This window comes from Paenibacillus sp. PK4536 (assembly GCF_028594455.2).
Taxonomy (GTDB): domain Bacteria; phylum Bacillota; class Bacilli; order Paenibacillales; family Paenibacillaceae; genus Saccharibacillus; species Saccharibacillus nuruki.
Genome location: NZ_CP126313.1, coordinates 4,312,657 through 4,336,520 on the forward strand (window position 1 = coordinate 4,312,657; position 23,864 = coordinate 4,336,520).

Annotated in this window: 17 protein-coding genes; 3 read left to right on the forward strand and 14 right to left on the reverse strand. The window is 38.2% G+C overall.

Annotated features, from left to right (window positions below):
* Positions 1-182: 182 nt before the first annotated feature.
* From PO903_RS19130 to PO903_RS19160, 7 genes are all read right to left on the reverse strand, one after another.
* On the reverse strand, positions 183-614 hold the full coding sequence (locus PO903_RS19130; protein ID WP_241669238.1) for a LysM peptidoglycan-binding domain-containing protein: 432 nt from the start codon (positions 612-614) through the stop codon (positions 183-185).
* 1,103 nt (positions 615-1,717) lie between these two features.
* The gene (locus PO903_RS19135; RefSeq protein WP_137220615.1) at positions 1,718-2,419 is read right to left on the reverse strand and encodes a DnaD domain-containing protein; all 702 of its coding nucleotides are present in this window, start codon (positions 2,417-2,419) and stop codon (positions 1,718-1,720) included.
* Between the two features lie 51 nt (positions 2,420-2,470).
* Positions 2,471-3,766, reverse strand: coding sequence for an asparagine--tRNA ligase (gene asnS / locus PO903_RS19140; protein WP_273594318.1), 1,296 nt, complete (start codon positions 3,764-3,766; stop codon positions 2,471-2,473).
* A 218-nt stretch (positions 3,767-3,984) separates the two neighbouring features.
* Positions 3,985-5,184 (reverse strand): acetate kinase, encoded by a 1,200-nt coding sequence (locus PO903_RS19145; protein ID WP_069327956.1) that lies wholly within the window; start codon positions 5,182-5,184, stop codon positions 3,985-3,987.
* A complete protein-coding gene (locus PO903_RS19150; RefSeq protein WP_069327955.1) occupies positions 5,181-6,053 on the reverse strand; it encodes a 3-hydroxyacyl-CoA dehydrogenase family protein in 873 nt (290 codons plus the stop codon). The genes PO903_RS19145 and PO903_RS19150 overlap by 4 nt, the downstream gene beginning before the upstream one ends.
* Positions 6,054-6,316: 263 nt before the next feature.
* Positions 6,317-7,819, reverse strand: coding sequence for an AAA family ATPase (locus PO903_RS19155; RefSeq protein ID WP_069327954.1), 1,503 nt, complete (start codon positions 7,817-7,819; stop codon positions 6,317-6,319).
* Positions 7,819-8,346, reverse strand: coding sequence for a hypothetical protein (locus PO903_RS19160; protein WP_069327953.1), 528 nt, complete (start codon positions 8,344-8,346; stop codon positions 7,819-7,821). Before PO903_RS19160 ends, PO903_RS19155 begins: the two co-directional genes overlap by 1 nt.
* A gap of 347 nt (positions 8,347-8,693) precedes the next feature.
* Here PO903_RS19160 and PO903_RS19165 point away from each other — a divergent pair, with 347 nt between their 5' ends.
* Both PO903_RS19165 and PO903_RS19170 read left to right on the forward strand, forming a co-directional pair.
* Entirely contained in the window at positions 8,694-9,719 is a 1,026-nt protein-coding gene (locus PO903_RS19165; protein ID WP_273594319.1) for a sugar ABC transporter substrate-binding protein, read from the forward strand.
* Positions 9,720-9,743: 24 nt separating this feature from the next.
* Entirely contained in the window at positions 9,744-11,432 is a 1,689-nt protein-coding gene (locus PO903_RS19170) for a methyl-accepting chemotaxis protein (RefSeq protein ID WP_069327951.1), read from the forward strand.
* 96 nt (positions 11,433-11,528) lie between these two features.
* Here PO903_RS19170 and PO903_RS19175 read toward each other — a convergent pair whose 3' ends face one another.
* Genes PO903_RS19175 through dinG form a run of 4 tightly spaced genes read right to left on the reverse strand, consistent with a single transcriptional unit; the run spans position 11,529 to position 16,946 of the window.
* The gene (locus PO903_RS19175; RefSeq protein WP_069327950.1) at positions 11,529-12,077 is read right to left on the reverse strand and encodes a cell wall elongation regulator TseB-like domain-containing protein; all 549 of its coding nucleotides are present in this window, start codon (positions 12,075-12,077) and stop codon (positions 11,529-11,531) included.
* A gap of 30 nt (positions 12,078-12,107) precedes the next feature.
* Positions 12,108-13,415 (reverse strand): amidohydrolase, encoded by a 1,308-nt coding sequence (locus PO903_RS19180; protein ID WP_069327949.1) that lies wholly within the window; start codon positions 13,413-13,415, stop codon positions 12,108-12,110.
* Complete coding sequence (locus PO903_RS19185; protein WP_069327948.1) at positions 13,408-14,055, reverse strand: redox-sensing transcriptional repressor Rex; 648 nt, start codon at positions 14,053-14,055, stop codon at positions 13,408-13,410. The genes PO903_RS19180 and PO903_RS19185 overlap by 8 nt, the downstream gene beginning before the upstream one ends.
* Positions 14,052-16,946, reverse strand: a complete 2,895-nt coding sequence (gene dinG, locus PO903_RS19190) for an ATP-dependent DNA helicase DinG (RefSeq protein WP_069327947.1) — start codon at positions 16,944-16,946, stop codon at positions 14,052-14,054. Before dinG ends, PO903_RS19185 begins: the two co-directional genes overlap by 4 nt.
* Before the next feature lie 454 nt (positions 16,947-17,400).
* Here dinG and PO903_RS19195 point away from each other — a divergent pair, with 454 nt between their 5' ends.
* Positions 17,401-21,111, forward strand: coding sequence for an S-layer homology domain-containing protein (locus PO903_RS19195; protein ID WP_273594320.1), 3,711 nt, complete (start codon positions 17,401-17,403; stop codon positions 21,109-21,111).
* A 486-nt stretch (positions 21,112-21,597) separates the two neighbouring features.
* Here the strand turns inward: PO903_RS19195 and panD are convergent, their stop codons facing one another.
* From panD to panB, 3 genes are read right to left on the reverse strand one after another with little or no spacing between them, the layout of a single operon-like run.
* The gene (panD, locus tag PO903_RS19200) at positions 21,598-21,981 is read right to left on the reverse strand and encodes an aspartate 1-decarboxylase (protein WP_069327945.1); all 384 of its coding nucleotides are present in this window, start codon (positions 21,979-21,981) and stop codon (positions 21,598-21,600) included.
* Positions 21,974-22,879, reverse strand: a complete 906-nt coding sequence (gene panC, locus PO903_RS19205; RefSeq protein ID WP_273594321.1) for a pantoate--beta-alanine ligase — start codon at positions 22,877-22,879, stop codon at positions 21,974-21,976. The genes panD and panC overlap by 8 nt, the downstream gene beginning before the upstream one ends.
* On the reverse strand, positions 22,876-23,748 hold the full coding sequence (panB, locus tag PO903_RS19210; protein ID WP_273594322.1) for a 3-methyl-2-oxobutanoate hydroxymethyltransferase: 873 nt from the start codon (positions 23,746-23,748) through the stop codon (positions 22,876-22,878). Before panB ends, panC begins: the two co-directional genes overlap by 4 nt.
* Between the last annotated feature and the right edge of the window lie 116 nt (positions 23,749-23,864).

Genomic DNA, 23,864 nt, shown 5'->3' on the forward strand with positions numbered 1-23,864 from the left:
TGATTATAAATTAACAACAAGCGTACAGATGAACGAATTGATCTGCATTGCTTCACTTGAATATGTTGCATTTCGTATAAGAAATACCATAATAGAAACCATCTATGGCAGTAGATGGCTTCATGTATATCTTTATTGGTATTTTTCTATCCTATGCTCTTGGCCGATCAGATGGATAAATCTTATTTTTGCGGAATAGTCAATTGGTATCCAGCTGGAAGAAGATTGTTAGCAGCAATCAACTCATCTACAGTTACACCATATTGAGCAGCGATTTCAGTAAGGCTAGCACCTTGTGGAACAACTACAGTTACATTTGTTTTAGCTTGTGCTTCAGTAGCAGGTGTCTTAGCGGCATCTGTTTTTTCTTGTTCTGGAGCAGTTGTTGTTTCGTTAGAAGAACCGAACATTGCATTTACTTGTGCAGATACAGCAGCTTGGTAAGCAGCGTTGTCAGCACGTTTTTCTGCTTTGTCTTTGTTTTTCTCATGGTTAGAATCGTTAGTTGCAGCAGATACTTGGTGTGCTCCCAAAGGTGCTACTACGGATACTGCTCCCAAACTTGCTGCTACTACTGTAGACAATAATACTTTTTGAATTTTGCTGTTCATCATTTTGTATCTCTCCTAATTGAATGTTTTATTTTGTATTACTATGTGTTACGTGTTTGTGTTGATTTTAGATCACTCTATACGCTAACCACTTTAGCTTCTTATGAATAATTATGAGGTAGTAGTCATGTATTTGTAAGTATTCAGTACTTGTTTATCAGGGCAAAAGTAACTTTACTCCTATTTCAAATAAATTGCAACCCTACTGAAATGATTTTTATTATATTTTGCAAAATTAAATGTAACTACATAATAGAAACATACCTAATTAGTTTAGCGCTTACATTTTTCATAAACTTTTTACCATTTTAATATTTACTGTATATTTTTTCACATTCCGTTTACATTTCTGATTTGCTTCTTTTTTGTACATATTCTGTACACATTTTAGTAATGATGTTATATTAATTAACATATCAAGCGTTATTTATATAAAAATATTATCATATAAATACTTTTAAAGTTATAAATCTCTCTCTATATTCTTGCATTTCACTTGAAAAATATCCTTTTTAGGTTTGCTACCCTATGTAAATCCCTTGGTTACTCTGTAATCAGTTGTTTTTATTTTTACATTTCTCTTTTATCATTTATACTAGCAATCAATCTACTACATCACTCTTCATGTTATATATACCTCACACCTAACTAGCTAGCTATAATTTTCAATCTTCTTTTATTACAGACAAACTCCTTTTTCCAAATATAGGATAATGTATATTCATTCTTTTTATTGAATAAATAATCTTAAATATTTTCTTTTAGATCCTCCTTATATTTATATCAAAATGACTCCAAAAAAAGAAGATTTTGAGCATAAAAAATATTTAAAAAGTTTTTAGAAAATCTTCTTTTTTACCTTTTTGAGTCTATTTTGTTCATATAGATTCTCCAAATATTTTCTAAAATATGTAGTCTTTTTATTCATCTAAATGAGCACAAATCTGCTCTTCTTCTATTTCATAAATTTCTATATTTGATCTTCTATACATTAGATAAATAGATCTAACACAAAAAAAGACTGTTTCCCCAAATATTATCGAGGAAACAGCCTTTTGTTTTTTTACACTTTATTTATTAATAGCCATGAAACAGATCCTACCAACTTATCGTTGACGGAATTTCTGTGTGTGTGCTCTAGCGTCTTCTACTGTACGTACACGGTTACGATTCCATTCCAGTAAAATACGATCAATGTATCTAAAATGAAGCTTACCTGCAAATACAGCTTCTTTGAGCGCCATTAAAATCAATTCTTCAGCATACCGATCCTGATCGATCCAACTGGAGATCGTTTCGCATTCCATTGGAGATAACGGACGAGCAAATTCTTTTTCAAAAATAATAAAAAGGTTGCGCTCATTCTCTGCTTGTTTATCTGCTTTGGACATCGGTTTGACAGGTTCAGGTAAGACGTCTGAAGAATCAATCATATCCTGCTGCTCTGTAGCCAGTACAGTGCCCAGTTTCTCATACAATCCGCTTAGATCATAACGCTCATAGCGAATGCCTGTTAACGGGTCTTCTTCATCTTCAATTAATACAAACCCTGACTTCATTAACTTCTGGATACGAGTAGCGATCAGAGAAGCATCTGCTCCTGTTCTCCATTGTAGTTCTTCAAGTGTCGGGAATTCATTATTTTCAACTTGTCGAAAAGATAGAATTTGAATGAGCAACATTGCTTCCGCATCATCCAGATCTAATGCCTGATAATATTTGAGCAATGCATAAGGCACATTCGCCGTCTGCAAGCCCAAAGCAAAGGCAGCACCTTTAGACCAGGACTTCCATTGTTCTCCGCCCATGTGATTCACCCTTTCTATTGCTCTACGATTAGACATCATCCTACGCAGAGACTAAGGGTACAGACGGTACAACATACGTGGGAATGCAATGGTTTCACGGACATGATCCAATCCACAAATCCATGCTACCGTACGCTCTAGACCTAGACCGAAGCCAGAATGCGGTACGCTTCCGTAAGTACGTAGATCAAGATACCATTTATAAGCTTCTTCAGTCAGGTTATGTTCTTCAAAACGCTGCTTCATTAGCTCTGGATCGTCAATACGTTGTGATCCACCAATAATCTCTCCATATCCTTCAGGTGCGATCATATCCGCACACAATACCACTTCAGGACGTTGAGGATCAGGTTTCATATAGAAAGCTTTGATATCTTTAGGATAGTTGGTAATAAATACAGGCTTGTCATAGGCTTCAGCAATCGCTGTCTCGTGTGGCGCACCAAAGTCATTACCCCAAGGAATATCAAAATCTTTACCTTTTAAGAATTCAATCGCTTCATCATATGAAATACGTGGGAATGGCGCTTGAATATTTTCTAATTTAGAAATATCACGCTCCAACGTTTCCAATTCAGTGCGACAATTTTTAAGTACAGATTGTACCACATAAGCTACAAACTGTTCTTGTACACGCAAGCTTTCTTCATGATCTGTAAATGCCATTTCAGGCTCAATCATCCAGAACTCGATCAAGTGACGACGTGTTTTGGATTTCTCTGCACGGAATGTAGGACCAAATGAATACACTTTACCCAATGCCATTGCTGCTGCTTCCATGTACAACTGTCCACTTTGAGTCAGATAAGCATCTTCATCAAAGTATTTGATATGGAACAATTCTGTAGAATCTTCTGCCGCAGACGGAGTCAAGATAGGTGGATCGACTTTCGTAAATCCATTGTCGTTGAAAAATTCTTGTACTGCACGAATAATTTCTGCACGAATCACCATAACAGCACGTTGTCTGTTGGAACGTAACCATAGATGACGATGATCCATCAAGAAATCTGTACCATGCTCTTTAGGTGTAATCGGATAGTTTTCAGTCAAATGAATAATTTCAATCCCTGTAACAGTCATTTCATATCCAGACTTACTACGTGGTTCTTCGCGAATGATTCCTGTTACATACAAAGAACTTTCTTGCGTTAAGCTTTTAGCATCATTCCACAATTCTTCAGATACTTCGCTTTTTACAACAACGCCTTGAATATAACCGGTACCATCACGTAATTGTAAAAACTGGATTTTACCGCTAGAGCGCTTATTGTTGATCCATGCGCCAATCGTGACAGTCTGTTCAACATGCTCATTTACTTTTTTTATAACGGTTTTGGTCGACATTTATATACTCTCCCTTTTGTTTATTGAGCCATATCAATGAAATAGGTATATGAAAAAGGTCATTCTCAGCAAGAAATCAAAGCAAAAAACGACTTTGCTTTGATTTCTACTGGGAATCTCTTATGTTAACATGATTTAAATCATTTGAATAACATCCATTTACCTATTTTAAATCATTATACAATAAACATCTGCTTGTTTATAATCTGTAGTTTTTCTTACTTTTGAATCAACTTGTACGTATCGCGTGCAATCACAAGTTCTTCATTGGTAGGAACAACCAGTACTTCTACTTTAGAATCCGGTGTAGAAATGCGACGTGGGTCACCAGAACGAATTTTGTTCAATTCTGGATCTAATTTCACACCAAGATACGTTAAGTTTTCGCATACTTTTTCACGAACGATTGCAGAGTTTTCACCGATACCTGCTGTAAAGACGATTACATCTACACCGTCCATAGCAGCTACATAAGAACCGATGTATTTACGCAAACGATATTCAAACATTTCAAAAGCAAGTGTTGAATTTGCATCGCCTTCTGCCATCGCATCTGTAATTTCACGCATATCACTGCTTGAACCTGAAATAGCCATCAGTCCACTATGTTTGTTCAACATAAAGTTAACTTCGCCAATACTCAGTTCTTCTTTGTTCATGACATAAGGTACGATCGCTGGATCCAAATCACCACTACGTGTACCCATGATTAAACCTTCAAGCGGTGTCATACCCATAGATGTATCTACAGAAATACCATCTTTAACCGCTGTTAAGCTACCACCGTTACCAATATGGCAAGTGATGACTTTAAGTTCTTTTAACGGGCGTTTGAGGTATTCAGCTGCTGCTAGACTTACATAATAGTGAGAAGTGCCGTGGAATCCGTAACGACGTACTTTGTGTTTTTTGTAAAGTACTTTAGGAATAGCATACAAATATGCTTTTTCAGGCATCGTTTGGTGGAATGCTGTATCAAATACAACCACCTGTGGTACATCAGGCATATTCAATTCAACAGCTTCAATCCCCATAATATGTGCAGGGTTATGAAGAGGTGCTAGATCGAATAAGCGACGAATTTCTTTTTTTACATCTTTGTCTACAAGAACAGACTCTTTAAATGATTCTGCTCCTTGTACTACACGGTGTCCTACAGCGTCAATTTCATCTACAGATTTCATAACACCATGTTTTTCATCTGTTAAGCTTTCTAGTACACGACGGATTGCAATCGTATGATCTAGAATTTCGCTTACTGTATTGTATTCTTCGCCGCCTGTAGGCTCATGCACAAGGATAGAAGAATCCATTCCGATTCGCTCTACACGTCCTTTAGCTAGAACACTTTCGTCTGTCATGTTATACAATTGGTATTTTAGAGAAGAACTACCTGCATTAATTACGAGTACTTTCATATCCGGTCACCATCCTTGTCATACTTGAAGAATCCTTCGCCTGTTTTCACGCCAAGACTACCTGCACGCACCATTTTTTTCAAAATGATTGCCGGGCGGTACTTCAGCTCTCCATATTCACGGAACATACGCTCAAGTGCTGCATTGACTGAATCTAATCCGAAACGGTCAGCCATTTCAAGCGGACCATATTGGAATTGGTAACCAATGCGCATCGAATCATCGATATCTTCAGCAGAAGCTACACCTTCTTCAAGTACATGCAATGCTTCATTGATCAATAAACAGATAATACGGCTTGTTACAAATCCAGGAGATTCATAGACCATGATTCCGCGTTTGTTTACTGTTTGCTCAATAAAGTTCTTTGTCACTTCAAACGTTTGATCCGATGTACGAAGACCACGAATGATTTCTACAAGATCAATTTTGGATACTGGATAAATAAAGTGCATCCCAATCACGCGTTCTGGGTACATTGTAGAACTAGCCAATTCTGTTAAGCTCAGTGTAGATGTGTTACTTGCCAGAATAACGTTGCTTGGACATACTTGATCCAATTGAGCAAAGACTTCTTTTTTCGCTTCTGGATCTTCACTGATGGTCTCAATAACCAATTCACATGAACTTAGATCTGCAAAATGAGTCACTTTAGCGATTTTGGACAAAATCAATTTTTTCTCTGCATGAGTTAATGCCCATTTCTCCATTTGTTTGTCTAGACTCGTCTCAATCATATCCCAAGCATGGTTCAGCTTGTCCTGTGTTTTCTCAACAAGTAAGACCTCGATGCCCTTCTTAGCAAGCATTTCAGAAATACCTTGTCCCATTGTACCGCCGCCGATAACGCCGACTTTTTTAAAATTCATGGTTTCTTTCCACCCTTCCAATATTCATAAAGTGTATAGACTCATTTTACTCCGTCTATATCCTTTGAAGCCTTTAATTAGTTATCTTCTTTTCTATAGCTTACGTTCATACCTAATACATCGATCGATTGCAATTGATCGGATGTACACGTATATTAAAGCTTAAAAAATCAAAACGTAACGTCAGGCTTTGATATGCTCTCCAACATCTAATAATAGCGTAGCGCAGGCAAAAAGTAAAAAAAAAGTACCAGCATTTTAAATTATGCTGGTACATTTGAACTTTTCTTGAACTGTTGTCGAAATTGTTCGCCAGATAACACTTCTTCTTTTAACAAAATGTCTAAAGATGTGTCAAAAATAAGACGGCGACTATCTAGAATTTCCTTGGTACGTCTGGTTAAATCTTCAAGAATTGTATTATTTTCTTTCATTAGTTGTTCTTTAGGAACCATATTCATACTTACAATTCCAAGTCTGGTCAATCCCGATTCCATCATCGTTTGTACAATACTGAGTGCCTGATCAAAATCACCTCTAGAACCTGTACTCCGTCCTTCATAATACATTTCCTCAGCCGCCGCTCCAGCTAGAGCAATCATAATCTGCTCTTCCAAAAATGGCTTCGTATACAAGTATTGTTCTTGCGCAGGATTATGACGTACATAACCCAGTGCTTGTCCACGTGGACTAAGCGCTACTTGTCCTACACTGCCCGGACGAACCACTTCAGCCATAATCGCATGTCCTAGTTCATGAATAGCGACACGACGCTTTTCTTCGACACTGGATTCACGATCTGTTTTTTCACCCATCATGACTTTATCAATCGCCATAGATAAATGACTTTGCAAAATATGATCTGCATTCTGACGCATCGCATAGATTGCACCTTCATTCATCACGCTTTCTAATTGAGCCCCAGAGAATCCATATGCTTCTTCTGCTAATTTATCCAGATCCGTTTCTTCTCCAAGCGGTTTGTTTGCTGCATGAAGCTCTAGAATGTGCTTACGACCTTTTTTGTCAGGTAGATCCACTTGAATATGACGATCAAAACGACCCGGGCGTAACAATGCACTATCAAGCATTTCTTTACGGTTGGTTGCTGCAATAATTAGGATACGTGGAGCTTCATTACTGTAGATCCCATCCATCTCGGTTAACAGCTGGTTCAACGTCTGATCATACTCACGTTGTTGTCCACCTTCACGTTTACCACCAATAACATCTATTTCATCGATAAAAATAATCGCGCTTTGCTTATTTTCTTTGGCGGCACGAGTACGAGCGTCTTTGAATAGATCACGGATACGCCCTGCACCAACACCGACATACATTTCTACAAATTCGCTACCTGAAGCACTTACAAACACAGAATCGGTATAATGAGCAGCCGCTTTGGCCATCAATGTTTTACCTGTCCCCGGAGGACCTGTCAGCAAGATACCTTTTAACGGACGAATTCCGAATTTGTTCATTTCATCATGACGAACAAGAAAATCAAGGGCTTCACGCAATTCGCGCTTAGCATTGTCCTGACCACCAATTTGTTCAAACGTTAATTTGAGCGGACCATTTTTTTTACGTTTGCGTTCTTGAGCAGCACCTACAGCTAATCCACCACGCATTTGCAGAACCAAAAATGTTCCACCAGCCAGAGCAGCAATCAATAGTAATGGTAAAATATTATACCCTATAAAAATAAGAAAAATGAGTAATACAGGTACAAATCCAATAACAATCTCTTTTGTTGATTTAGGCATTAGGCGCTTCCTCCTGTGACTTGGGAATGACGTGGCAAGATCAGGAATTTGCTTCCTTTACCATTGCTCAAAGATACGTATACATTACGTTCATCCATTTCTGCTTTCACTTGAATATCTTTATTGGCTTGCATAATATTTTCAACCGTTTGCGGAATTTCAGTGTATTTTTGAGTAGCCATTGCTTGAGAGACAGAGAACATTGCATTTTCCCATACTTTATCTAGTTCTGTATTGGAGTGATCAGTGACTTCAAGTTGAAGTGTACGTTTTCCCCAAATATCTGTTCCTTGCTTATTCAATAGTTGTACCAAACCACCTAAATCTGCGGAAGGTGCAAGATCGAGTTTCAACATGACTTCTTTTGGGTTAATACTAATATGAGAGTTATTGACCCCAGGATAGTTCTGTACAATTTTTGTTAGCGGACTGTAGAGAGTCAGCTGACGATACGTAAACCATCCACCAAAAAGTACAGTGGCAGATACGATTACAGTAATAAAAATAGGCATGATACGGAGTTTCATATACGTCCTCCTTTAATGTAGTCAACATGATGTACATAGCAACATATATTTTATTTCGGCATCTTCTAGCCTATCGGTAACAGTTAATGGATAGGTTTTTTGTTATGTTCACATTTATTTATCTATATCTAGTATATCATATGTGTTTTTTGATTTCTAATAGCACTACTTTTAGTAATATTCAGCCCTTTCTCTTTTCCCCTTTAAAATAAATAAAACTCCCTATTATTAAAAATACACCCTGTGTCGATATACTTTATATCTTGTCACATTTTGTCCTCATTTAAATTGTTCTCAAAATGTAAACGTTATATATTTCTAAAAATGAATAGTATGGAGGTTAGGCAATGCGCGTATTTTTTCGGTTTCCCCCCGCTCTTTTGTTGATCGCTCTGATTGTGCTTATTTCGGGTTGTACTTCTAGCCCTTCTGTAGCTCCTGCTTCAACCAATTCTACTGCCTCTTCTACTACAGCAACAGCAACAACTCCTACAACTACGACTAACACAGCAGGAAAGATCACTATTGGTGTATCTATTCCAGATATGAATGATCGCTTTATCAGTTATGTAGAGGCTGGTATGGAAGACTATGCCAAAACACAACCTGATGTCACTGTCACTTATGCAGATGCCAAAAATGATCCCTCTATTCAACTTCAACAAATCAAAGAATTTATTGCTCAGGATGTCAAAGCAATTGCTTTTTTACCGATGGACGCTACTATTTCCAAAACGATTGTAGATTTAGCTAATCAAGCGAATATTCCTATTATTGCGGTAAATCGTACATTTAAAGAATTAACAACTACCACATCTTACATCGGCTCTGATTCTTTGACTGCCGGTACACTTCAAATGAACGAAGTGGCTAAATTGTTAGGTGGCAAAGGTAATATTGCCATTATGAACGGCGATATGGGCAGTGATGCACAGATAAACCGTACTCAAGGTAACAAGGACGTTATTGCCAAATATCCGAATATGAAGATCGTTTTTGAAGAAACCGCTAATTATGATCGTGCTAAAGGTATGGCATTGATGGCTAAATGGTTAGCATCCGGTCAAAAAATTGATGCGGTGGTAGCCAATAACGATGAAATGATTATTGGCGCTATTTTGGCGGCACAAGTGGAAGGTCAAGATCAAAATATTATATTTGCCGGTGTCGATGGTACGATGGACGCTCTTAATTTTATGAAAGCCAATAAGTTAAACGTCTCTGTTTATCAAAATGCGGCTGCTCAAGGATCTCAAGGGCTCAAAACTACGATCGAAGCTGCAAATGGTAAACAAGTCGAAAAAGAAATCATTATTCCTTATGAATTAATTACCGAAGCCAATACAGAAAAGTATATTGCCAAATGGAAATGATTATATATAAAGGAGTGGTCTCTGATGCGTCTATCTATCCTGCATAAGCTTTTAGCTGGATTTCTTGCCATTGCCCTGATTGCTGGCTGTGCAGGAGTCATTTATATTATGTCTCTACAACAAATACAAAAATCAATGAGTACAATTCTAGATCGTTATGTCACACTTAAATCGCAAGCTGATAATTTGAAATTTTATGCGACCAGTCAAAATGGATATATGCAGACCTATATGTTAAGTCGTGATTCTTATTATGGTTCTCAATTATTAAGTACCAACGATCAGACGACTCAACTTTTAACAGATATGAAAAGTCTAGTCGTCTCTACTGAAGATACTGAAAAAATAGATTATATGCTCAAAATGAATGACTACTACAAAACACATGCTCAAGAATTATTTAACCTTCCTCCTACACAACTGGATCAGTCTTATCTCGATATCATTACAAGCGTTATTCCTGTAGGTAGTGTTATTGTTAAGTTTGCTCAACAATTTTCAGATCAGCAAGATGCTCTTATGGAAACTGCTAAAAATGAAAATCTTCAAAAAGTATTACATGCTCGTCAACTGGCAATTACGATCAGCGTTATTAACTTTGCTCTAGCTATTATCATCGGTATCATTATTTCTCGTCTAATCTCCAAGCCTTTACAGAAATTAAATAAAGCGGCTAAAGCGATATCTACAGGTGATCTTAATATTGAAGATGTAACCGTCAAGCAAAAAGATGAACTAGGCGAGCTAGCGTTTTCTTTTAACAGTATGAAAAATAATCTGCGGCATCTCGTTCATGAAATTAATGATAATGCAGCACAGGTCATTTCTATTTCTAGAGATGTAGCAAGTGGAACGTCTGAAACAGGCAAAGCAGCAGAACATGTAGCTGATATTATGTCAGACCTTTCAAATAGTACCCAAGATCAGGTCAAAATTGTTGAAGGCGGTCTACAAGCTGTATATGATGTGAATAAAGATATTCAGCAGATCGATCAAAGCAGTCAACAAGCAATGAATGTCGCTCAACAAGCACAGACACAAGCTTTACTAGGTGATAAAGAAATATCTCATGTTATGAATCAAATGGATCAAATTCAGCAACGGATGAGTAAGCTGGAAATCATTATTTCGTCGCTTAACAAACGCTCTAGTGAAATCGAAGAAATCAATAATGCTATTTCTTCTATCGCTTCTCAAACAGGTCTATTATCACTGAATGCTGCGATTGAAGCGGCTCGGGCTGGAGAACATGGACGTGGATTTGCTGTAGTAACTTCCGAAATTCGCAAACTATCCAATGAAACCAATGATTCTGTTAAACGTGTTAAAGAACTCGTGAATACGATTCAGAATGAGACTAGAGGTGCAACTGAATCGGTTGAAAGTATGGTTAAAGAAGTGAGTCAAGGTATCACGGCTGCCCATTCTGTAGGCAATCTGTTCAATACGATCAAAACTTTGACCGATCATACAACCGCCGAGATTAAAGAAGTCACTGATTCGCTTCATCATTTATCCGGTCATTCGGAGAAAATTGTAAAATCGATGGAAAACATTTCAGGATTAACCGATCATGTCGCTTCAAATACCGAAAGTGTAAGTGCGGCTACAGAAGAGCAGTTAGCTTTCCTTGAAGAAAGTACAGCGCATACGGCTACACTTCATGCGATGGCGGAGAAATTACAAAGCACTGTTTTACAATTCCGCTTATAATCCTATATACCTCCACTGCAACAAAAAAAGCATGATCTGGATGAATTCATACGCTGAATTCAAAAGATCATGCTTTTTTGGTTTACTCTTCTTGTGTCAATCTTCTTGACCTGTTCCTTTTAATGTTGCGGGCAGTTCCATGGGTTCGCTTAATTTAGCTCCATCACGGAAATTATAAAAAATATAATAGTAACGTTCATTGAGTTTGGCAAAGACTTGCCATGCATATTTTCCTTTGAATGAACCGGGAACAATACGTACAGCTTCTGCTCCAGGCAGATCATTTTGTAGTAAAGCATTTACTTTTTCATATGTCACTGTACCTGCTGTTTTCTCAACATGTACGGCATTAGCACCTTCAGCGACTGAGCCATCAATATTGAACTTCACCCAGACCATAAGGTCTTCTTGTGCTGTGTTCTTACCTTCAACTACCCAATACGTTGAAGTATCTGTCCAGACAGAATTAAATGTACGTGTCACAGATACGATATCAGCCTTTTCCTGTGCACTGTTTATCGCCAGCTGCTCTTTACTCCATGGCTGCGCCATAACATGAACATAAAATTGATTAACACCTAATACAAGCAATCCTACTACTACAATAATGATTGCAATCCATTTTCCACTTCCCAAATTTCGCAAAACACGCCATCCTTTCCTGTCGACTTCCGGTTAGCGTTTGAGCAAACCTTCAAAAGCACTTTGGGCTTCATGACGAATTTTTTCTTCATCCAGTGTTAATGATATACCATCTTTGATTAATTGCTTACCATCTACCCAGACATGCAATACATCTTTAGCTGATGCAGAATAAATGGTATGTGAGATAAAATCAGTACGTGGCAAGAAATGCGGTTGATCTACATTTAATGCCGTAATATCGGCTTTCATACCGACAGCAAATGTACCTACGTCATTCAAAAATACAGATTTCGCACCGTATTCTGTACCCATTTTCAATGCTTCTAATGCAGGTACTGCTGTTGGATCTCCGGATACTCCTTTATGAATAAGAGCTGCCAAACGCATCTCTTCAAACATATCCAAGTTGTTATTACTTGCCGGGCCATCTGTTCCTAAAGAAACGACTACACCTGCACGCAATAAATCAGGAACACGAGCAACACCACTTGCTAATTTCAGATTACTACCCGGATTATGCGAAACAGCTACTTTATGTTGCGCAAGCATTTCGATCTCTTCATCATTCAAATGAACAGCATGTGCCAAAAGGGCTGGACGCGTGAAAAATCCTAATTTCTCTAAATGAGCTACAGGACGTAATCCATAATCAGTTACATTTAATTGTACTTCAGCTAACGTCTCAGACATATGTGTATGCAGCGGCAAATCCAAGTCATGTGCTGCTTGTACAAATTGTTCGATGTATGCAGGAGGACATGTATACGGCGCATGTGGAGACATCATCGTTGTAATACGTCCATCAGCTTGACCGTGCCAATCCCGTGCAAAGTCGATAGATTGTTGTAACTTTTGCTTTTGTTCTTCTTCTGAACATAAGCCGATAACACCACGCATCAATACAGCACGCATTCCTGATTGCTCTACGACTTCAGCAACACGCTCTGAACGATCATACATATCCAAGAATGTTGTAGTACCGCCTTTTAACATTTCAAGTACAGATAATGATGTTCCCCAGTATACATCGTCACTAGTAAACTTCGCTTCCATCGGCCACATTTTTTCCTGTAACCATACTTGTAGTGCAAGGTCGTCGCCATATCCACGTAGCAAAGACATTGCCGCATGACCATGACTGTTCACTAGACCCGGGATAAAGAACAAATGATTACCATCGACTACTGTTGTTCCTTCTTCAATCACAGGCTCTTCTTCTCCAAGATAAGTGATCCATCCATCTTCAATCACCATATGTCCGAAAAGCATCGATTTTTCTTCACTCATTACAGCAAACATACCGTTTTTGATAACCCATTTGTTCGAGGTGTTATTCATTAGTTTCATGTTCCTTTCCATCTTCCAGATAATAGGCAAGGCTTAGTAAGTCCGTTGTAAAATCAGCAGTGTGTACACGAATATGCGGTGGAGCTTTCAAAATAATCGGTGCAAAGTTCAAAATGGCTTCGATCCCTGCTTCAATCAATTGATCTGCTACACGCTGTGCTTCAATATTAGGCACAGTAATAATACCAATACGAATACTTTTCGCTTTGACTGTTGCTCCAAGTTCTTCGATCGGTTGTACAACTAATGTATTGATCATCGAACCGACTTTGGGTTCTAGAGAATCAAACACAGCTACGATTTTCATCGTTTCTTTCAAATACATATTATAGTTCGAAAGGGCATGTCCTAGATTACCTGCACCTACAAGTGCAACATTAATCTGTTGATCTAATTTTAAAATATGACGTATTTTCTCAATCAGATAAGATACATCATACCCGATTCCTTTACGTCCAAAATCTCCAAAATAAGCTAAGTCTTTGCGAATTTGTGCTGGATTCAAATCTAATTTTTGTCCCAATTCTTGCGAAGACACTGTGGGAACTTCACGGGTGTGAAGTTCGTTCAGATATCTAAGGTATACAGGTAGTCTTCGCACGACTGCTTCTGATATTTTGTCGGATTTCATGCTTGCTCCCCCTCTTGATTTACAGTTTCCTTTTCAGGTTCGGCCTGGCTAAGCCATTCTGTAATACGGGGTACCATCTGCTCTGTCGGCATATGTTCCATTTTGGGACCGGGTAATGAATATAGAAAATGCTTGCCATAATAGGACTCGATCACACGAGTGTCATAGACAATAACGATTCCCCGATCACTAGATGTCCGTACTAATCTACCAAAACCTTGTTTGAAACGGATAACTGCTTGCGGTACAGATAATTTCATAAATGGATTTTTCTTTTCTTTTTTAAGCCGTTCGCTTTTGGCTTCTAGCAATGGATGATTGGGCGGTTGAAAAGGTAATCGTACAATCGCCAGACATGTTAATGCTTCGCCCGGAATATCGACACCTTCCCAGAAGCTACTTGTTCCAAGCAATACAGAAGCAGAACGCTCCTGGAATCTACGAGTAAGCTTCGTCCGACTCCCTCCATCAACGCCTTGACCAAATACAGCAATATCACTATGTGATAACTTCTCTTTTAATGGCTCATACACCTGCTTGAGCATTCGATATGAGGTAAATAAAACCATCATTCGTCCTTGCGTTGCTTTGGCAGTCTCTGCTAACGAGTTCGCTAATGTATCTACAAAGAAGGCATCACCGACACTGCCTTTGACACTTGGAAAGTCACGTGGAATCAACAATAGCGATTGCTCACGATAATTAAAAGGTGAAGATAACTGTTCAGTCATCAATCTGCCTTCTTTTTCCGCTTCGACAAGTCCCAGTTGTTCAATCATATATTGGAATTTCTTTTCTATTGATAGGGTTGCGGATGTTAGAATAATACTTTTCTTTTTATCGAAAAAGTACTCTTTCAATTGCTTGCTCACATCCACAGGCACAGCATACATCTGTAAAGACTTGCTACGGTAATTTCCATTGGCTTCATACCAGTAGACCGTATCTGTACTTTCCAGCTTCACAAATTGACGTAGATCGTCTCGAACGACAGTCAAATCTTTGAATAGACCCGATACATCAGTCACCAGACTATCTGTGCCCAACTGTTCATCGCTTTCTTTGATCTGATTCATTACTTGTTCGCCTTTACGAATCAATTGACTCAGTCCGATATGGATCTGATTCTCCAAATCCGTAATTACCGTCCATTCTGTCGGTTGCTTCTCAGGTAACAAACGTAATGTAAATTGTCCAGCTTCTCCTGGAGCGGCATCACTACGCTGAGGTAATAAAGCAAATAATAATTCGCTCAATTTGTCCCAATTTTCTTTGACATCTACAATTTCAGGATATAGATTATCTATCGCTATCGCCCAATCCATACCACGCTCATTACCAGATGAACCTAACTGTTGGCGCAAAATAGCCAGCTGACCATTTTTACTGTCTTTGAACAAACGAAGTAGCGGATGAACCAATGTGAAATATTTCATATGCATACCCAAGTGCTTACCTGCTACATCTTCTAAATGATGCGCTTCATCAATCACCAATCGATCGTAAGCAGGCAATAATTGATGCCCTGCTTTGACATCGGTAAATAATTTGGAATGGTTCGTAATAACGACATCAGCTGTACCTGCTTCATGCTTCGCACGATGGTAGAAGCATTTGCGGAACCACGGACATGCACGACCAAGACAAGAATCGGTATCACTCGCTACCGTTTCCCAGAAATCGGCTCCACGGTTACCCATATTCAGCTCTTCATCGTCACCGGTTTCCGTCGAATTTAACCAGACAATCATTTGAGCAGCAATCAATACATCTTCTTTAGGACTTTGAAATTCTTTTGTATTTATTTTATGCTCAAATTTGCGCAGACACAAATAATGCTGGCGTCCTTTAAATACGGCAGCACGAAATGCAAATGGAATCACTTGAGTCAGTAATGGAATATCCCGTTCTCGTAACTGTTCTTGCAAATTAATCGTATGTGTACTTACCATCACACGATCGTTTTCTTTTACACTATGATAGATCGAAGGTAATAAATAACCTAACGATTTGCCCGTTCCTGTTCCTGCTTCAATCAATAGATGTTTATCATCCGTCATCGCTTTGATCACTTCTTCAAACATCCGATTCTGCGGTTCACGTTCTTCATAATGAGGAAGTAAATTACGCAAATTCTGTTTCACTTGCTCCAAAAATTCATCAAATGACACATCGGCAAGTGGCATATTTCCACGCTCTTCATGAGCAGGTAAAATCTCATTCCAATCGCCTACTTTTAACGCCAATTGACGGAAAAAGCGATGTTCGTCTAAATCTTGAATCGGTTGTGCTTCTTTCTCCATCCGTACTCCATCAAAATACCAACCTAAATCACTATCCTGATTATCAAATAGTTCGGATAATCGTTGTACCGTAATCAATGGGAGGTCATTCAATTCTTCCAAACATTTCAGAAATACATGAGCTGTCGCTAACGCATCGCTATCTGCTTGGTGAGGACGATCATGGACAAATCCTAAATCTTTACTGACCATACTTAACTGGTAACTTGAAAGATTCGGGAAAAAAATACGCAATAAATCCATAGTGTCTAGTACTCGACCTGTAAAAGCCAAATATCCTGTCTGATCCAAAGCTCGTTGTAAAAATCCTAAATCAAACCCAACGTTATGCCCAACAAGCACAGCGTCTTCTAGTAGAGGAATCATCTCCAAAATGACATCATCCAACTCTGGAGCGTCGACTACATCTTCATTTTTAATTCCGGTTAAACCTTCTATAAAAGGAGGAATAGGCACTCCTGGCTTCACCATAGAAGAATATACGGTGGAAATACTTAAATCATGATCTATAATGGCAAGCCCAACTTGAATAATATCATCGGTGGACTGAGTACCTGTGGTCTCAAAATCCAGTACGGCAAATTTCATGGATGTCTAAATCCTCTCCTTGCTGTCGTCTCAACCTGATGTCGAAATGTTCACCTATCAGCATACCAGAAGAAGACGGTTTTGAAAATCAAAGGGTGGGTGGTTATTTAAATTTTAGCTTTTCTAGGGGTGGCGCTGCGAGGAGAAAATCGTTCTTGTCGTCGCTTGTTGTAAATGAATCCTTTAAATGACTGCTTCACAGTCAGGATTCATTTACAAAGGCGAGCGCTTCGCTCTTTCAGAATGATTTTCTCCTCTCCGCTGGTGTAGGTGCATAAGCATAATTTTGAATAACTCGTTTAGGAAGAAGCAGGAAATGAGGAACATATATAGAGTTACATAAAATATCATATAGCTTTAAATTGTGTGAATTTTAATTTACCCATATTGAGTAGCATCTGTTATATTAGTAAAGGATTTCAATATAATTATAAATGGAGGGAATTAAAGTAAAATGAGAAAGTTTATGATGATGTTTTTAGTGTTGGTGGTGACATTAATGGGGTCAGCGCCTGCTACGCTTTTTGCAAGTGAGGAAGAAACAAGTAATTTGGTAGCAAGTAATGAGGTTATAAGTACGCCTAACTTTAGTCTTTCTGGAGACTATGATATAACATTAAAGCAAGGAGAACCTTTTATTGAAGAAGGCTGGAATGTATCGGATAGTGTATATAGTAAAGATGAATTAAAAATTGATATTACATATACTTTAAATTCTGTACCAGTAAGTCAGATTGATACTAATATACCTGGAGTATACGTCATTACATATGTTGCAGAGAATCCAGCCGGAAAAAGATCTTATCCTTCAAAACGTACAGTTGATGTTGTTGCTACTGCAAATCAAAATGATATTGATCAATTGAATATCCTTAGTAACTTGGGTATGACTTATCACAACGGTTCTGTTTATCTTGCAAAAGGTAGTTCAGGCATATCAAAAGTTGAATTAAGCTCTGGGACAGTTACTTCTATCGTATATGGTGGTTACTATGCTGATACTATTGTCACTGTTGCTTTCAACCAAGCTGGCGACCTATTTTATACTTTAGAAAATCAAGCAAAGATTAACAAAGTAGATGCCAAATACTTGCAAAGTTCTCCTCTAAATTCAGAAGAGCTTCGTAATTATAGCTCTATTTATTTAGATCTTAGCGACAAAGCGCCTGCTGGTCAGGAACCTATAGAAAATATTTCTAATATCGCATTTGATTCTCAAGATCAACTTTATATTGCTAATCCTGTTTTTTATTTTGATGCTGTTTTGTATAGATGGAATCAAAATAGTCAACAGTTAGAAGCAATCATACAATCAGATGTTGAAAATTTTCAAGTTATGGCTTTAGATAAAAATGATAATTTTTACTTTAACGGAAATGTATCTCGACCTGACTTTGCAAAACATGGCTTCTTCAAAATACCTGCTGATAAATTAAAACAATTACCCGTATCTGATGATGCTTCAGAATTATATCGTGATATCGGTTCATTGTATCCTAATGCCAAAGGAATGGTTTTCCTTCCTGATGGTCGAGGCTATTATAACGATAACGGAAAAATTAAAGCTATTTATCCTCGCTCTAAACCTATAATCACATTAAAAGGAGATTATAATCCTAGTCTTTTTGTTGGTGATACTTATGTAGAAGAAGGTATAACTGTACAGGATGCGACATATTCTGAATTCACAACAAAAATCACTTATACACTTGATAGCAAACCTGTGGATTCTTTAAATACTTCTATTCCAGGTCATTATATTATTCACTATAATGCAACTAACCCTGCAAATGTTGCAGCATTAGAAGTAACCAGACAAGTAATTGTTAAACCTCTTCCTTTAAGTATAGAAGGATTAGATATTCCTCATATAGTTGCTATGACGGCTTGGAAAGATCATTTATATATTACTAATCATGAAAAAGGATTTTATGAGGTTATTAAAACAAGTAATGGTTACAAAAGATCGTTACTTGCTGCAACACCTTTGGCAAATGCTGTGGCTGTAGATCAACACGGAAATTTATTTTTCACGCTGTATGCTACCCATTATATATTTAAATTAGATGCTCAATATTTAAATCGTTCAACACCATTAACCCAAGAAGAGCTTTCAATATTAAGCCAACCTTATTATCATTTTACAGATGAAGATAGATTGTATATAAATGGTTTAGCTTTTGATCATCAAAATCAGCTTTATATGTCTGTAACTAAAAATAAAATTAGTCAAATTTTGAAAATGGATGGGACTACTGCTGACACTCCAAAATTAGTGATTGATTTTCCTAATCAAACAAATGATATTGATGTGAGTCCTGCTGGAAATTTATACATCAACGCAAATAATGGGTATCTATTTCAAGCCAAATCTTCATCATTAACTACCTTGCCGTTAAACATTAATGATTTAAAGGAAATTAAAAAAAATAATGATAATAGTATTGTTTTCTTACCTGATGGTACTGCTTATGGAAGTAGTTTTGATCGTAGTTTCAATGGGAGACCAGCTATTCAAAAACTAGACTTTACAGATCCTAAGCAAACTGTAGATGTTACTGGTGTTACATTAAGTACTTCTACACTTACAATCAATAAGAAAGATCAACCTGTAACTCTTCAAGCAACGGTTGCTCCTGTTAACGCAACTCAAGCGGATATCACTTGGATGAGTAGCAATGAGAAAGTAGCACTGGTGAAAGATGGAGTGGTTACACCTGTCGCTAAAGGAACTGCAATCATTATAGCAACAACTGTAGAAGGCAATTTTAAAGCAACTGCAACAGTGAACGTCAAAGAATCCGATGATAAAAATACCAATTCATCGAATACAAATGGTAATTCTAATGTAGCAACCAATACTAGTAAATCAACTGTACTATCTGCTAATAATATAAGTAGCACAACACAAATATCTTCAGCAAATGGACAGCCGCAATCCAGTATTTTATTTTCTACAGACAAATTACAAACAGAAATTAATAAATTACAGGCAAATAATCAAAAAACAGCAACTATTACTATTCCAAACACTGCTAATTCATTGAAAATGACGATGCCGCAAACAGCTTTAAACAGTCTAAATCAAGCTAATATGAACTTGGATTTTAATACAGAACATGTTCAATTGGCTATTCCAACAGCATCATTACAATCGTTGAAAAACGATTTGCAATTTCAAGTCATTCCTTTAACCTCTTCTACTGATCAAAATGCTGTGAAGTTACGTGCACAACAACAATCACTTGTTAAAAATGTATCCAAAGATGGAAATATCACAGTCGTTGGTACACCGATGAATATTGAAACGAATTTGCAAAATCAGTCAGTAGATCTGGTTATGCCTGTAGATACTAATGCTATTCCTCAAAATGCGATTGCCAAAACAGAATGGTTAAACCAACTTCGCATTTTTGTAGAACATAGCAATGGAGAGCATGAGTTAATTCAACCGACTGTAGTTAATGAAGCTAACGGTCAGACAGGTTTGAAATTTACAGTGACTGCGTTTAGCACATTTACGATTTTGGATATACCATCTCCAAAATTGGAAGCAACGACTCCAGTTCCAGCTAATCTATCAACAGTTAGCCAGAATGTGTATCAAGCGTATATTCAAGGATATAGCGATCAAACATTCCGTCCGAATCAGAAAGTGACTCGTGCTGAAATGGCTTCTATGCTATCTCGATTAAGTACACATTCTACATCTGAGCCATCTACAACTTCTTACTCAGATGTTCCGAGTTCGCTGTGGGCTCACCAAGCGATTCAAGATGTACAAACCAATGGCTTGATGAGTGGACTACCTGATGGTACATTTAAGCCCAACCAAGCCATTACACGTGCTGAGATGGCAACTATTATTAGTCGCTGGCAAAAACTAAGTGGCACAGGAACATCAAATGCTACAGATATTCAAAACAACTGGGCTATTGCTGATATTAAACGAGTGAATCAAGCTGGATTTATGCAAGGTCTAACGCCAACAGCATTTAAACCTAATCAACCACTCACTCGTGCTGAAGCCGTAACCACTCTTAACCGTGTACTCAAATTAGATAAAACTCAAAACTCAACAACCCCATGGACTGACGTTCCATCCACTCACTGGGCAAAAGCAGATATTATAGCCGCTTCATCTAACTACACCATCACTGATTAACATATATCCTCTATCCATAAAAAAAGAAGAAGCATCCTAAAAAGGATACTTCTTCTTTTTGCATTATCGACCAACCTCATTTCTATCATTTCAAAACAAAAAAGAACCTAGTCCCTTACCCACCAGATCCTCCCACTAACACAATCCTTCAATCCTTCAATCCTTCAATCCTTCAATCCTTCAATCCTTCAATCCTTCAATCCTTCAATCCTTCAATCCTTCAATCCACAAAATGTTCTTCTACCAAGAATGCCCTTGGCAAGCCAACCTGAATAAACTATTTGTGAACAGCGTATTAGCTACCCGCTCTAGCGAAGGGAATGGAAATTGTTCTGAAAGAGCGAAGCGATCGCCTTTTGACTATAATCCCTACCGCTATGCGGTATATAACAGGGATTCTAGTCAATCAGCGACGACAAGAACAATTCTATTCCCGAAGCGAGGTAACTAAAAACGCCCCCACCAAGCCTTATTCAACTCTCATTCTCACATAATTGTTGCGTGAACTTCTTTGTGAGCTTCCATAACTGCTTTGTTCGTTTCATCGACAAATACTACGGTCGGACGGTGAGTGGCTAGTTCTTCAGCACTCATCATCGCATACGAAATAATAATCACAGTGTCACCTGGTTGAACCAGACGTGCTGCTGCACCATTTAGGCACACTACTCCACTACCTCGTTCACCTACGATCACATACGTTTCCAAGCGAGCACCATTGTTATTGTTAACAATTTGTACTTTTTCATTTTCAAGCAAATCTGCCGCATCCATTAGATCTTCATCTATCGTAATACTACCTACATAATTCAAGTTTGCTTCCGTTACTGTAGCACGGTGAATTTTGGATTTCATCATTGTTCTATACATGTAGCGCAACACCTTTCGCTTCCAGAATAACATTATCGATCAGACGAGTACGTCCGAATTTGACAGCCAATGCAATAATCACTTCATGATCCAACTCAGCTAAAACAGTATGCTCTGCCAACGATTCTAACCGTGGAAAACTTAAAATATCTGCATAATCAACCTCAGCAATGGTTGATTGAGCAATCGATGTACGCAGGAATTCACGTACTTGCCCTGCTGTCATATCCTCTTGATCACGAATCTGTTGCTGTACATTATTTAAGGAACGTGAAAGCACTAATGCTTGTTCGCGTTCTTCACGAGATAGGTACACATTACGAGAACTTAGTGCCAGTCCATCTTGTTCACGGACAATCGGACAAGGGACAATGTCCACATCCATATTCAAATCAGTCACCATTTGACGAAGCACAGCAACTTGTTGTGCATCTTTTGTACCGAAAAACGCATAATCAGGCTTTACAATATTGAAAAGCTTGGTGACTACAGTCGATACCCCATCAAAATGACCTGGACGCGAAGCACCACATAGTGTATCTGTGAGATCAGCAACAGTGACATGGGTTTTGATTGGTGTAGGATACATATCTTCAACATCTGGCATAAAGACCAGATCGACTCCATTTTTTTCAGCTAATGCAAGATCACGCTTCTCATCACGAGGATAACGTTCGAAATCTTCATTCGGTCCAAATTGAATCGGATTAACGAAAATACTGATCGCTACAATATCGCTCATTTCTGTTGCTTTTTGCATTAGACTAGCATGTCCATCATGCAAAAATCCCATTGTTGGAACAAGTCCAACTGTTGCTTCATGATCTATCGTCGAACGTTGTTTGCGTAATTGTTTGACTTCGGTTCTCATTTCGGTGATGCTACGTACTACTTTCACGATTGAGTCTCCACCTTCCGTTTGGCTCCATACAATGATCCTAATGCTTCTTGATCTCCACTAAACACATGCTGTTCTGCTGGGAATGCGCCGCTTCTCACTTCATTGACATACTCTTGCAAAGCCGTACGAATGGTATCGCCTATATCCGCATACGTTTTAACAAATCGTTTTTCACGGTAAGACGATGTGTATTTCACTGCATCATGGAACACTAGCACTTGACCATCACAACCACGACCTGCTCCAATACCAATTGTTGGAATCGATAACTTTTGGCTAATGGTTATCGCTGCTTCTTCGGTAACAAGCTCTAACACAATTCCAAATGCGCCTGCCGCTTCTAATGCCAGAGCATCGTCCAATAAACGTTGTGCATCCTTCTCGTCTTTCCCTTGAATCCGGTATCCGCCAATCTGATGTACCGATTGTGGAGTTAGACCGATATGCGCAATAACCGGCACACCTGCTTGTACAATCGCTTTGACGGTATCTGCAATCTCTGCCCCACCTTCAAGTTTGATTGCATGAGCATGACCTTCTTGCATTAATCGACGAACACTTTTTAATGTCTCGTCAATACTTCCGTGATACGTCATAAAAGGCAAATCAGCTACGATAAACGTAGATCCTGCGCCACGAGCAACTGCACGCGAATGGTATACAATATCATCTATAGTTACAGGAATCGTCGAATCATATCCAAGCACGACATTACCTAACGAATCTCCAATCAATAACATATCTACTCCCGCTTCTTCGGCAAGCTGAGCTGTTGGATAATCGTAGGCGGTAATCATTGTAATCGGATGACCTTCCTGTTTCATTTTTTTCATTTTCAAAATATTAAGCGGCATTTTGGCTGCCATGGTGACATCAAGCTCCTTTTAAGTTGGGTATAGTCTTTCGGACAAAATAAAAAACCTTTTAGTCTAGTCGTTCACTAAAAAGGTCCTGAGTCCAAAAAAGAGTCACTTTGCGATCA